Raw genomic sequence first — 12543 nt, forward strand, 5'->3', positions numbered from 1 at the left:
CCCCGTCTACAGTGATCCGGTGAACGGCGACTGGCTCATACGCGGTCGGGATGGCCGCCTCAGCGTCTACTGGCACACCAAGGACGCCGTCCTGTGCCGGGCGGAGCACGTCCCCGGGGGTCCCTGGGACGCCCCGCGCCGGGTGGGCGGCGAGCAGAAGGTGCAGCCCGGATTCGCCCTGGGCCAGGGCGCGGACGGGTACACCCATCTGGTCGCCTGGCGGCCCACTCGTCCGGGTGAATCGGGCCTGGTGCATTCCACGCACTTCCGCCCGCTGCTGGCCGCCCTGGACTGGCTGCCCGTAGGCCACCCCGACAAGCAGGGCGAGCGCACCGGCACCCCGGCCGTCGCCGTCGACACCGAGGGCCGCGCCTACCTCTTCGTACGCAATCGCGGTCAGGGCGTCCACACCGTCAACCAGAAGGAACGCGGCGGCTGGAACGGCTGGCACGACCTGAAGGGCTCCGAGGTGGCGGACCAACTCGTCGCCGTCACCGCGGAGTCGGGCCTGGTCCAGGTGTACGCGACCGCTCCCACCGGGGTGCTGCGCTGGCTCCAGGAGGAGCCGGGCGGCCGCCCGGTCGCGGCCGACCCTCTGGCCGTACGGATCGCTCCGGGCACCCTGAGCGCCCTGCCGACCTCGAAGGAGCACACGACGCTCTTCTTCGCCGACCCCGAGGGCATGCTGCACGCCTGGCGGTCGGACGGCGACCCGCTGCCCCTGCTCGCCGCCGCGGGCCCCGGCCGGGTGTCCGCCGTCCGCTGGGTGCTGGACGGCCACGACTGCACCCTGCTCGCCCAGCGCTCCTCCTCCGGCCGGGTCGCGTTCGCCGCGTATCCGACGCAGCGGGAGTCGGCGGGCCTGTGGTGGACGGAGTCGGGGCCGGCCCTGCCGGCGGGCACGCGGGTCGCCGTGGCGGAGGACGCGGCGGGCCGGGTGGTGGCCGCCAGCCTGACCCCGGACGGCGTGCTGCGCCTGGCCCGGCAGAAGGAGGAACCGGGTCTCGCGCTGGCCGCCTGGCAGGAGGTCTGAGGAACGCGAGGAGGGCCCCCGCCGGTCGGCGGGGGCCCTCCTCGCTCTGTGCTGTTACGCGGGGACCGAGGCCACGCCCGGCGCCAGGAACTTCTTGCCGTTCACGCGCTCCGAGACACCCTCGCGGTCCAGGTACGGCGTGATGCCGCCCAGGTGGAAGGGCCAGCCGGCGCCCGTGATCAGGCACAGGTCGATGTCCTGGGCCTCGGCGACGACACCCTCGTCGAGCATGAGCCCGATCTCCTGGGCGACGGCGTCGAGGACCCGCGCGCGGACCTGCTCCTCGGTCAGGACGACATCGCCCTGCTTCAGCAGCGCGGCGACCTCCGGGTCCAGCTCCGGCTTGCCGGAGTCGTAGACGTAGAACCCGCGCTTGCCCGCCTTGACGACGGCGGCGAGGTTCGGGGAGACCGTGAAGCGGTCCGGGAAGGCCCGGTTGAGGGTCTCCGAGACGTGCAGACCGATCGCGGGACCGACCAGCTCCAGCAGCACCAGCGGGGACATCGGCAGACCGAGCGGCTCGATGGCCTTCTCGGCGGTCTCGACCGGGGTGCCCTCGTCGATGACGTTCTGGATCTCGCCCATGAAGCGGGTGAGGATGCGGTTCACGACGAACGCCGGGGCGTCCTTCGTCAGGACCGCGGTCTTCTTCAGCTTCTTGGCGACGGCGAACGCCGTGGCCAGCGAGGCGTCGTCGGTCTTCTCACCGCGGACGATCTCCAGCAGCGGCAGGATCGCGACCGGGTTGAAGAAGTGGAAGCCCACGACCCGCTCGGGGTTCTTCAGCTTCGACGCCATCTCGGAGACTGAGAGCGAGGAGGTGTTGGTGGCGAGGATCGCGTGCGCCGGGGCGACCGCCTCGACCTCCGCGAACACCTGCTGCTTGACGCCGATCTCCTCGAACACGGCCTCGATGATGAAGTCCGCGTCGGAGAAGCCCTCGGCCTTGTCCAGCACACCGGTGACCAGGGCCTTGAGGCGGTTGGCCTTGTCCTGGTTGATCCGGCCCTTGCCGAGCAGCTTCTCGATCTCGGCGTGGACGTAGCCCACGCCCTTGTCGACGCGCTCCTGGTCGATGTCGGTCAGCACGACCGGCACCTCCAGACGGCGCAGGAAGAGCAGCGCGAGCTGGGAGGCCATCAGACCGGCGCCGACGACACCGACCTTGGTGACCGGACGGGCCAGGTTCTTGTCCGGGGCACCGGCCGGGCGCTTGGCGCGCTTCTGCACCAGGTTGAAGGCGTAGATGCCGGCGCGCAGTTCGCCGCCCATGATCAGGTCGGCGAGCGCCTGGTCCTCGGCGTCGAAGCCCTGCTGCAGGTCGCCGTTCTTGGCGGCCGCGATGATGTCCAGGGCGCGGTAGGCGGCCGGGGCGGCGCCGTGCACCTTGGAATCCGCGATGAAGCGGCCCTTGGCGACGGCCTGGTCCCAGGCCTCGCCGCGGTCGATCGACGGGCGGTCGACGACGATCTCGCCCTTGAGGACGGCGGCCGTCCACAGCAGCGACTGCTCCAGGAAGTCCGCGCCCTCGAAGATCGCGTCGGCGATCCCGAGCTCGTAGACCTGCTCGCCCTTGAGCTGCTTGTTCTGGTTGAGGCTGTTCTCGATGATCACCGAGACGGCCTTCTCGGGGCCGATCAGGTTCGGCAGGATCGTGCAGCCGCCCCAGCCGGGCACCAGACCGAGGAAGACCTCGGGCAGCGAGAACGCCGGGAGCGCCTTGGAGACGGTCCGGTACCGGCAGTGCAGGCCGACCTCGACGCCACCGCCCATCGCGGCACCGTTGTAGTACGCGAAGGTCGGCACCGCGAGACCCGCGAGGCGCTTGAAGACCTCGTGGCCGCCCTTGCCGATGGCCAGCGCGTCCTGGTGCTCCTTCAGCAGCTCGACGCCCTTGAGGTCGGCGCCGACCGCGAAGATGAACGGCTTGCCGGTGATGCCGACGCCGACGATGTCACCGGCCGCGGCCTCCGCCTCGACCTGGTCGATGGCGGTGTCCAGGTTCGCCAGCGACTGCGGGCCGAAGGTGGTCGGCTTGGTGTGGTCGAAGCCGTTGTCCAGCGTGATCAGGGCGAAGCGCCCGGCGCCGAACGGCAGGTCGAGGTGGCGTACGTGCGCGGACGTGACGACCTCGTCGGGGAACAGCTCGGCCGCGCCCTTCAGGAGCTCAGCGGTGGTGCTCACTTGTTGCCTCCGTCGAAGTGCGGGTTCTCCCAGATGACCGTCGCGCCCATGCCGAAGCCGACGCACATGGTGACCAGGCCGTAGCGGACGTGCGGCTGCTCCTCGAACTGGCGGGCCAGCTGCGTCATCAGACGCACACCGGAGGAGGCCAGCGGGTGCCCGAAGGCGATGGCGCCGCCGTACTGGTTGACGCGCGCGTCGTCGTCGGCGATGCCGTAGTGGTCGAGGAAGGCCAGGACCTGGACGGCGAAGGCCTCGTTGATCTCGAAGAGGTTGATGTCCTCGATCGACAGGCCGGCCTTGGCGAGGGCCTTCTCGGTGGCCGGGATCGGGCCGTAGCCCATGACCTCCGGCTCGACGCCCGCGAAGGCGTAGGAGACGAGGCGCATCTTCACCGGGAGGCCGTGCTCCCGGGCGAAGTCCTCGGAGGCGATGATCGAGGCGGTGGCGCCGTCGTTCAGACCGGCCGCGTTACCGGCGGTGACCCGGCCGTGGACGCGGAACGGGGTCTTGAGACCGGCCAGGTTCTCCAGCGTGGTGCCCGGGCGCATCGGCTCGTCGGCGGTGACCAGGCCCCAGCCCGTCTCCCCGGCCTCCGGGTTGGTGCGGCGCACCGAGACCGGCACCAGGTCGGCCTGGATCTTGCCGTTGGCGTACGCCTTGGCGGCCTTCTCCTGCGAGCGCACGGCGTACTCGTCGGCGCGCTGCTTGGTGATGTGCGGGTAGCGGTCGTGCAGGTTCTCGGCGGTCATGCCCATGAACAGCGCCGACTCGTCGACCAGCTTCTCGCTGACGAACCGCGGGTTCGGGTCCACGCCCTCGCCCATCGGGTGGCGGCCCATGTGCTCGACACCACCGGCGATGACGGCGTCGTAGGCGCCGAAGGCGATGGAACCGGCGACGGACGTCACGGCGGTCAGGGCGCCCGCGCACATCCGGTCGATGGAGTAGCCGGGCACCGACTGCGGCAGACCGGCGAGGATGCCGGCCGTGCGGCCGAGGGTCAGGCCCTGGTCACCGATCTGCGTGGTCGCGGCGATGGCGACCTCGTCGATCTTCTTGGGGTCGAGACCGGGGTTGCGGCGCAGCAGCTCCCGGATCGCCTTCACGACGAGGTCGTCGGCGCGGGTCTCGTGGTAGATGCCCTTCGGGCCCGCCTTGCCGAACGGGGTGCGGACGCCGTCGACGAAGACGACGTCCCTGACGGTACGAGGCACGATGGCTCTCCTCCAGGGTGCGGGACTGCACTGCTGCGGCACGCATGCACTGAGCGCGCGCTTACAACCATGCTACTTATGAGTAACGTAGCTGCCCAGCCCCGGGGAACCAAGCGGCGAAGGTCACACCGCGGGGGTGACGTCGCAGGACCTTGGCGCGATCTCGACGTCGCCGGCGCTCCCGCGAGGTGCCCCCGGCGCTACGCCTGGGCCGACAGCGCGGCCACCAGCACCGGCGTGACCTGCTCCACCTGCCACGGCCGGGCCCCGTACCCGGCGAGGGCGGCCCCCACCGTCTCGGTGTCCACGTCCTTCGGCGGCTCCCAGCACACCCGGCGCACGGTGTCCGGGGTGATCAGGTTCTCCTGGGGCATGTTGAGCCGCTCGGCCAGCGCGGAGACCCCCGCGCGGGCCGCCGACAGCCGGGCGGCGGCCGCGGGGTCCTTGTCGGCCCACGCGCGCGGCGGCGGCGGACCGGTCAGCGGCATCCCGGGCTGCGGCAACTGCGACTCGCTGAGCAGCCTGGCCCGGTCGACGGCCGCCTGCCACTGCTCGAGCTGCCGCCGGCCCGTCCGGTGCCCGAAGCCGTTGAGCGCGGCCAGCGCATGCACGTTCGCGGGCAGCGCCAGCGCGGCCTCCACGATCGCGGCGTCCGACAGCACCTTGCCCGGCGACACGTCCCGGCGCTGCGCGATCCGGTCCCGGGTCTCCCACAGTTCGCGCACCACGCCGAGCTGCCGGCGCCGGCGCACCTTGTGCATGCCGGAGGTGCGGCGCCAGGGGTCCTTGCGCGGCTCGGCGGGCGGCGCGGCGGCGATGGCGTCGAACTCCTGGCGGGCCCACTCCAGCTTGCCCTGCCGGTCCAGGTCCTTCTCCAGCGCGTCGCGCAGGTCGACGAGGAGCTCCACGTCCAGCGCGGCGTACCGCAGCCACGGCTCGGGCAGCGGGCGGGTGGACCAGTCGACGGCGGAGTGCCCCTTCTCCAGGACGAAGCCGAGCACGCTCTCGACCATGGCGCCGAGCCCGACCCGCGGGAACCCGGCGAGCCGGCCCGCCAGCTCGGTGTCGAACAGCCGGGTGGGGACCATGCCTATTTCCCTGAGGCAGGGCAGGTCCTGGGTCGCGGCGTGCAGCACCCACTCGGTGCCGGAGAGCGCCTCGCCGAGACCGGACAGGTCGGGGCAGGCCACCGGGTCGATCAGCGCGGTGCCCGCGCCCTCGCGGCGCAGCTGCACCAGATAGGCGCGCTGTCCGTAGCGGTAGCCGGAGGCGCGCTCGGCGTCCACGGCGACGGGGCCCGAGCCCCCGGCGAACGCGGCGATGACGCGGGCGAGGGACTCCTCGTCGGCGATCACGGGCGGAACGCCTTCGCGTGGCGCCAGCAACGGAGTGGGCTCGGGGTGGGTCGTCCCGTCCGGCGCCCCCGTAACAGAAGATCCGCCGTCGTCCGGAGGGGCGCCTCCGGTGGTTCGCAGTGAACTGTCTGCTGCGGTGTCTTGGGCGTCGGTCACCTGTCAAGGGTATCCGTGTATGGACAGCGCCCGTCGACGGAACCGTCCGGCGCAGGGCGCTTGGGGGTCGTAAACCAGTCAGGCCGGTGAATCGTCCGGTTCACGACGGGTGGAGCACGGGCGGGGCGGGCCGGGGGGCGGTCCGTTCACGTCCGTGAAGGGCGGTCGGGGGGTCAGTGGATGATGCCGGTGCGCAGGGCGACGGCGACCATGCCGGCACGGTCGCCCGTGCCGAGCTTGCGGGCGATTCGGGCGAGGTGGCTCTTGACGGTCAGTGCGGACAGGCCCATCGAGACGCCGATGGCCTTGTTCGACTGGCCCTCCGCCACCAGCCGCAGCACCTCGACCTCACGGCCGGACAGTTCGCGGTAGCCGCCCGGGTGGCTCGGGGCACCCGGGGGGCGGCGGTGCATACGGGCGGCGGCGGCGCCGATGGGGGCGGCACCGGGCCGGGTGGGGAGCCCGACGTTGGTGCGGGTGCCGGTGACGACGTAACCCTTCACGCCTCCGGCCAGTGCGTTGCGGACGGCGCCGATGTCGTCGGCCGCGGAGAGGGCGAGGCCGTTGGGCCAGCCCGCGGCGCGGGTCTCGGACAGCAGGGTCAGGCCGGAGCCGTCGGGCAGGTGGACGTCGGCGACACAGATGTCGCGGGGGTTGCCGATGCGGGGACGAGCCTCCGCGACGGACGAGGCCTCGATGACGTCTCTCACACCGAGCGCCCACAGGTGGCGGGTGACGGTGGAGCGGACGCGGGGGTCGGCCACGACCACCATGGCGGTCGGCTTGTTCGGGCGGTAGGCGACCAGGCTTGCGGGCTGCTCGAGGAGAACGGACACCAGGCCTCCTGGGGTGCGGACGGCTTTGAAGGTCAAAGACGTCTTCGGCACCGAACCCGGAGTCCTTTAGAGAATGATCACGATCTAGTGAGTAACAATTAGTGCAATTCGGACGTACGGTCGATCGTTCGGTGAACGAATCGGTTCGTTCGAGTGTCTGCTGATGACTGAAAGTGGCCGTATCGACAAAGTGATGCCCACGTCGCCACGTCTCATGCACCCGTCCGTGTACCGCTACCGCGACTGCGGTCCCCGCCGCTGCGGCAGCGTCACGACCGCCGCGTCGCCGGGGCCGGCCGGCGGCAGCCCCGCGACCTGTGCGAGCAGGTCCGCCCAGGCCGCCAGATGCGCCGCGGTGTCCGGCACCCCGCCCAGCCCCTCGCGCGGGGTCCAGGAGGCGCGGATCTCGATCTGCGAGGTCGGCGGGCGTTCGGACAGACCGCCGAAGTAGTGCGAACCGGCCCGCGTGACGGTGCCGCTGGGTTCGCCGTACGTCAGTCCGCGCGCCTGCAGCGCGCCGGTCAGCCACGACCAGCACACCTCCGGCAGCAGCGGGTCCGCCGCCATCTCCGGCTCCAGCTCCGCCCGCACCAGCGTCACCAGCCGGAACGTGCCCCGCCAGGCGTCGTGCCCGTCCGGGTCGTGCAGCAGTACCAGACGGCCGTCGGCGAGATCCTGGTCGCCGTCGAGGACGGTCGCCTCCAGCGCGTACGCGTACGGGGCGAGCCGCTGCGGGGCGCGCGTCGGCTCCACCTCGATCTGCGGCCTCAGCCGGCAGCCGCGCAGGGCCTGGACCGCTGCCTGGAACGCCGACGGAGCCGCCGCCCCGCTCCCCTCCCGGTTACCGTCCTTCGCCTCGTCCATCCCACCAGTGCCGTCCGACAGTCGTTCCTGAGCCGCAGCCATGCCGGAAGATTAAGGGGAACAGGGCGTCGGCGCTGGCCTAGACACCCGTGATGTTCCGGGGCGGCGGCGGGCGAGGGGCCCCGGAGCGGGGGACGGCGCACCCCTGCCCCCGTGCGAGACTTTCCGACGTGAGTGCACACGAGACGACGCCGACCGCCACGCACGACTCCGCCTTCCTCCGGGCCTGCCGCCGCGAACCCGTGCCGCACACGCCCGTGTGGTTCATGCGCCAGGCCGGGCGCTCCCTGCCGGAGTACCGCAAGGTCCGCGAGGGCATCCCGATGCTCGAGTCGTGCATGCGCCCGGAGCTGGTCACCGAGATCACCCTCCAGCCGGTGCGCCGGCACAACGTGGACGCGGCGATCTACTTCAGCGACATCGTCGTCCCGCTCAAGGCCATCGGCATCGACCTCGACATCAAGCCCGGCGTCGGCCCGGTCGTCGAGAACCCGATCCGCACCCGCGCCGACCTCGCCCGGCTGCGCGAGCTCACCCCCGAGGACGTCTCCTACGTCACCGAGGCCATCGGCCTGCTCACCCGCGAGCTCGGCTCCACCCCGCTGATCGGTTTCGCGGGCGCGCCTTTCACCCTCGCGAGCTACCTGGTCGAGGGCGGCCCGTCCCGTACGTACGAGAACGCCAAGGCGATGATGTACGGCGACCCCGAGCTCTGGGCCGAGCTGCTCGACCGCCTCGCCGGCATCACGGCGGGCTTCCTGAAGGTCCAGATCGAGGCCGGCGCCTCCGCGGTCCAGCTCTTCGACTCCTGGGTCGGCGCGCTCGCTCCCGCCGACTACCGCCGCTCGGTGATGCCCGCCTCGGCCAAGGTCTTCGAGGCCGTCGCCGGATACGGCGTCCCGCGCATCCACTTCGGTGTCGGCACCGGCGAACTGCTCGGCCTGATGGGCGAGGCCGGCGCGGACGTGGTCGGCGTCGACTGGCGCGTCCCGCTGGACGAGGCCGCCCGCCGGGTCGGCCCCGGCAAGGCGCTCCAGGGCAACCTCGACCCGACCGTGCTGTTCTCCACCACCGAGGCCGTCGAGGCGAAGACGCAGGACGTCCTGGACGCCGCGGCGGGCCTGGAGGGCCATGTCTTCAACCTCGGCCACGGCGTCATGCCGAACACCGACCCGGACGCCCTGACCCGGCTCGTGGACTACGTCCACACCCGCACCGCGCGCTGACTCACCACGTCTCCCGGGGCCGGGCGCGTCTGCCGAACAGCAGGCCGCGCGGCTCCGGCGGCGGGGGAGTGCCGGCCTTGAGCGGCCAGGCGAGCAGCATGCCCGCGAGGAAGCCGACGACATGCGCGGTGTAGGCGATCGTCCCGGCGTCCGAGATGCCCTCGCCGGACGAGTACACCGCCTGCAGCCCGAACCAGAAGCCGAGCACCATCCAGGCCGGCAGTCTGAGCGGCAGGAAGACCAGGAACGGCACCAGCACCCACACCCTGGCCTTCGGATACAGCACCAGATAGGCGCCCAGCACCCCCGCGATCGCTCCCGAGGCGCCGATCAGCGGGTCGCCGGAGCCGTCGTTGAGGAGCGCGAAGCCGTAACCGGCCGCGTAGCCGCACACGACGTAGAAGAGGAAGTACCGCACATGGCCCATGCGGTCCTCGATGTTGTTGCCGAAGATCAGCAGGAAGAGCATGTTGCCGAGCAGGTGCAGCCAGCCGCCGTGCAGGAACATCGACGTGAAGACCGACAGCACCGGCGACTTGTCGTAGCCCGGCTCGCCGACCACGCAGCCGGGGCCCCGCGGGCCGGCAGAGACGTCGCCGGTGGGGACCAGGCGGGGCAGCTGATCGTGGATCAACTCCCGGGGTACCGCGGCGTAGTGGTCCAGGAACGCGTGCAGCTCGCAGGTCTGGGCCAGACGGCTCTCCCACGGCAGGCCGATCGTGCCGGGCATGGCCAGAAAGACGAGGATGTTCGCGGCGATCAGGCCGTACGTCACCCACGGAGTGCCGCGTGCGGGGTTCACGTCATGGACGGGTATGACCACAAGGGACTTCTTCCCGCGATGCGGTCCCGGAATCGGTGAACGCCGTTGTCCTTGCGCCCGTATGGCTTGTCGACCGGGACTACGGGAGGACAGGCGATGAACGAACGAGTTGCTCCGTCGATGCACGCGCTGCCGGACGGCGAGGCGGAGCTCTCCGTGGTGGTGCGGATCCCCTGGGAGGACGTGGCCCGGCTGGGCCAGGAGGCCTCGCGGCTCGCCGCGCAGACGGGGCGGCCGGTGACGCTCGACGAGGCGGTGAGCCATCGGCTGCGGTCCGTGCGGGCGTCGGCCGCGCACGCCAGGCCGGGGACGGGGGAGCAGCCGGCGGCCGCTCCCGCCGGTGCCTCCGTGGCGTCGCTGCCGAGGCTCAGCGGCTCGGCCTAGGCGCTCGCCGACACGGCCTTGGCCGCCTTGCGGGCCGCCACCAGGACGGGGTCCCACACCGGGCTGAACGGCGGGGCGTAGCCGAGGTCCAGGGCCGTCATCCGCTCCACCGTCATCCCCGCGGTCAGGGCCACCGCCGCGATGTCCACGCGCTTGGCGGCGCCCTCCCGGCCGACGATCTGCACGCCCAGCAGGCGGCCGGTGCGGCGCTCGGCGAGGATCTTGACCGTCATCGGGGAGGAGCCGGGGTAGTAGCCGGCCCGGCTGGTCGACTCGACGGTGGCGGTGACGTACTGCAGGCCCGCCCGGCGCGCGTCCTTCTCGCGCAGGCCCGTGCGGGCGATCTCCAGGTCGCAGACCTTGCTGACCGCGGTGCCGACCACGCCGGGGAAGGTGGCGTAGCCGCCGCCCACGTTGGTGCCGATGACCTGCCCGTGCTTGTTGGCGTGGGTGCCCAGCGCGATGTGGCGCTCCTGGCCGGAGACCAGGTCGAGGACCTCCACGCAGTCGCCGCCCGCCCAGATGTTCCCGTGTCCGCGCACCCGCATCGCGAGGTCCGTCAGCAGCCCCTGGTGCCCTCCCAGGGGCAGCCCCGCCTCGCGCGCCAGCGTCGTCTCCGGGCGGACCCCGATGCCGAGGACGACGACGTCCGCCGGGTACTCGGCGTCCTCGGTGACCACCGCGCGGACCCGGCCGTCGTCGCCGGTGCGGATCTCGGTGACCTCGGCGCCGTCGACCATGGTGATGCCGAGGCCCGCCATGGCCTCGTGCACCAGGCGGCCCATGTCCGGGTCGAGCGTGGACATCGGCTCCTCGCCGCGGTTGACGACCGTCACCTCGTAACCGCGCTTGATCAGCGCCTCGGCCATCTCCACGCCGATGTAACCGGCGCCGACCACGACCGCGCGCCGCCCGCGCGTGCGCGCCAGCGTGTCCAGGAGCGCCTGCCCGTCGCCCAGGCTCTGCACCCCGTGCACGCCCGGCGCGTCGGCGCCCGGCAGGTCGGGGCGGACCGGTCGCGCACCGGTCGCGATCACGAGGTCGTCGTACGGCGTCCAGGACTCGGCCCCCGAATCGACGTCACGCGCGCGTACCCGCTGCCCGGCCGGGTCGATCTCCACGACCTCGGTGCGCATGCGCAGATCGATGTCCCGCGCGCGGTGCTCCTCGGGCGTACGGGCGATCAACTCGTCGCGCCCGGCGACGTCGCCGCCCACCCAGTACGGGATGCCGCACGCCGAGTACGAGGAGAAGTCGCCGCGTTCGAAGGCCACGATCTCCAGATCGGCGGCGCCCTTCATGCGCCGCGCCTGCGACGCCGCGGACATCCCCGCGGCGTCGCCGCCGATCACGACCAGCCGTTGCCTCGTACCCCGCCCACGGTTCATGTTCATGCGAACACGCTACGGGCGCAGATCATTTCGGGCTCGCGGTCAGTCCTCCTCGCGCGCGGGCGCCGGGCGCGGGGTCAGCCGCGGCTGCACCAGCCGCAGCCACAGCACGATCAGCAGGGCCGCACCCACGGCGAACGGCAGCACCGCCGCCACGGCCATGACGATCCAGCGCAGCATCGTCACGAAGGCGTCCCAGCCGCCCGTGAGCGCGTCCATGACCCCGGGGTCGTCGTCCTCGGCCACCGCCTTCTTGACCGGCGTCTCGGACAGCGACAGGGTGATGGTGGCCAGGCTCGTGCGGTCCTTCAGGGAGGCCTGCTGGGCCAGCAGCGACTCCAGGTCCGCCTGGCGGGTGCTCAGTTCGCCCTCCAGCGTCACCACGTCGCTCAGCTTGGTGGCCTGGTCCATCAGCGCCCGGATCCGGGTCACGCTGGCCCGCTGCGACTTGATGCGGCTCTCCACGTCGACGACCTGCTCGGTGACGTCCTGCGCCTTGGCGGTGCGGTCGAGCAGCTTGCCGGTGCCCTCCAGATCGGCGAGGACGTCCGCGTAGGAGCCGACGGGGACGCGCAGCACGACCCGGGTGCGCTCCCGGCCGTCCCCGTCGCGGGTGGTGGTCTCGTTGCCGACGTAGCCGCCCGCGGTCTCGGCGGTGGTGCGGGCCTCGTCGAGGGCCGTCGGTACGTCCTTCACCTGCACGGTCAGCGACGCCGTACGGATGATGTGGCTCGCGGTGATCCTGGGCGGGGCGTCCGCCTTCCCGGCCCCCGAGTCGCCGGCGGCCGGGCCCGCGGCGCTGTCCGCCTGGGACTTGGCGGCCTCGTTGCTGCCGCCGGAGTCGCTGGAGTCGGCGCCGCCGGTGCATCCGGTCAGTGCCAGGGCCGCCGCCAGCAGAACTCCGGCGAGCGCCCGGACGGGTCGTACGGAACGTCGTGCGCGCATGGTGGTGTTCCCCCCGAGGGTCGTGACGACTGATGGTTCTTCGACGCCGGAAGGGGCCCGGACGTTGGCGTCCGGTGGTTCCGATGCGGTCACGGTCCGGACTCGGGCCGGGCACGCGGGGGCCGGACG

General features: G+C 72.2%; 11 protein-coding genes. 3 read left to right on the plus strand and 8 right to left on the minus strand.

The features are described from left to right. Positions 1–19 precede the first annotated feature (19 nt). Entirely contained in the window at positions 20–1033 is a 1014-nt protein-coding gene (locus M8H82_RS05530; protein WP_250071280.1) for a hypothetical protein, read from the plus strand. Positions 1034–1087: 54 nt separating this feature from the next. Here M8H82_RS05530 and M8H82_RS05535 read toward each other — a convergent pair whose 3' ends face one another. From M8H82_RS05535 to M8H82_RS05555, 5 genes are all read right to left on the minus strand, one after another. After that, positions 1088–3217, minus strand: a complete 2130-nt coding sequence (locus tag M8H82_RS05535) for a 3-hydroxyacyl-CoA dehydrogenase NAD-binding domain-containing protein (RefSeq protein WP_250071281.1) — start codon at positions 3215–3217, stop codon at positions 1088–1090. Continuing rightward, positions 3214–4434: an acetyl-CoA C-acyltransferase gene (locus tag M8H82_RS05540; RefSeq protein ID WP_250071282.1), complete on the minus strand. Its 1221-nt coding sequence runs from the start codon at positions 4432–4434 to the stop codon at positions 3214–3216. Before M8H82_RS05540 ends, M8H82_RS05535 begins: the two co-directional genes overlap by 4 nt. Before the next feature lie 200 nt (positions 4435–4634). Further along, positions 4635–5945: a ribonuclease D gene (locus tag M8H82_RS05545; protein ID WP_250071283.1), complete on the minus strand. Its 1311-nt coding sequence runs from the start codon at positions 5943–5945 to the stop codon at positions 4635–4637. A gap of 173 nt (positions 5946–6118) precedes the next feature. After that, positions 6119–6781 carry a response regulator transcription factor gene (locus tag M8H82_RS05550; RefSeq protein WP_053751649.1) on the minus strand — a complete coding sequence of 221 codons (663 nt, stop codon included), beginning with the start codon at positions 6779–6781 and terminating at the stop codon, positions 6119–6121. A 234-nt stretch (positions 6782–7015) separates the two neighbouring features. Further along, positions 7016–7687, minus strand: a complete 672-nt coding sequence (locus tag M8H82_RS05555) for a DUF3000 domain-containing protein (protein WP_250071284.1) — start codon at positions 7685–7687, stop codon at positions 7016–7018. A gap of 128 nt (positions 7688–7815) precedes the next feature. On the opposite strand from M8H82_RS05555, the gene hemE reads away from it, so the two are divergent. After that, the gene (gene hemE / locus M8H82_RS05560; RefSeq protein WP_250071285.1) at positions 7816–8871 is read left to right on the plus strand and encodes a uroporphyrinogen decarboxylase; all 1056 of its coding nucleotides are present in this window, start codon (positions 7816–7818) and stop codon (positions 8869–8871) included. A 1-nt stretch (position 8872) separates the two neighbouring features. Here hemE and M8H82_RS05565 read toward each other — a convergent pair whose 3' ends face one another. Beyond that, positions 8873–9694 carry a rhomboid family intramembrane serine protease gene (locus M8H82_RS05565; protein ID WP_250071286.1) on the minus strand — a complete coding sequence of 274 codons (822 nt, stop codon included), beginning with the start codon at positions 9692–9694 and terminating at the stop codon, positions 8873–8875. Positions 9695–9790: 96 nt separating this feature from the next. On the opposite strand from M8H82_RS05565, the gene M8H82_RS05570 reads away from it, so the two are divergent. Then, positions 9791–10078 (plus strand): hypothetical protein, encoded by a 288-nt coding sequence (locus M8H82_RS05570; RefSeq protein ID WP_250071287.1) that lies wholly within the window; start codon positions 9791–9793, stop codon positions 10076–10078. Here M8H82_RS05570 and M8H82_RS05575 read toward each other — a convergent pair. Together M8H82_RS05575 and M8H82_RS05580 are read right to left on the minus strand one after the other, a co-directional pair. Further along, positions 10075–11472 carry an FAD-dependent oxidoreductase gene (locus M8H82_RS05575; RefSeq protein WP_250071288.1) on the minus strand — a complete coding sequence of 466 codons (1398 nt, stop codon included), beginning with the start codon at positions 11470–11472 and terminating at the stop codon, positions 10075–10077. The genes M8H82_RS05570 and M8H82_RS05575 overlap by 4 nt on opposite strands. Before the next feature lie 39 nt (positions 11473–11511). Further along, positions 11512–12414, minus strand: coding sequence for a DUF4349 domain-containing protein (locus tag M8H82_RS05580; RefSeq protein ID WP_250071289.1), 903 nt, complete (start codon positions 12412–12414; stop codon positions 11512–11514). Between the last annotated feature and the right edge of the window lie 129 nt (positions 12415–12543).

It is taken from the genome of Streptomyces sp. YS415 (assembly GCF_023544665.1).
GTDB lineage: Bacteria > Actinomycetota > Actinomycetes > Streptomycetales > Streptomycetaceae > Streptomyces.

Coding starts and splice junctions, on each gene's coding strand:
- M8H82_RS05555 (WP_250071284.1), bottom strand. CDS start 7,687: ATGGCTGCGGCTCAGGAACGACTGTCGGACGGCACTGGTGGGATGGAC.
- M8H82_RS05570 (WP_250071287.1), top strand. CDS start 9,791: ATGAACGAACGAGTTGCTCCGTCGATGCACGCGCTGCCGGACGGCGAG.
- M8H82_RS05575 (WP_250071288.1), bottom strand. CDS start 11,472: ATGAACATGAACCGTGGGCGGGGTACGAGGCAACGGCTGGTCGTGATC.
- M8H82_RS05580 (WP_250071289.1), bottom strand. CDS start 12,414: ATGCGCGCACGACGTTCCGTACGACCCGTCCGGGCGCTCGCCGGAGTT.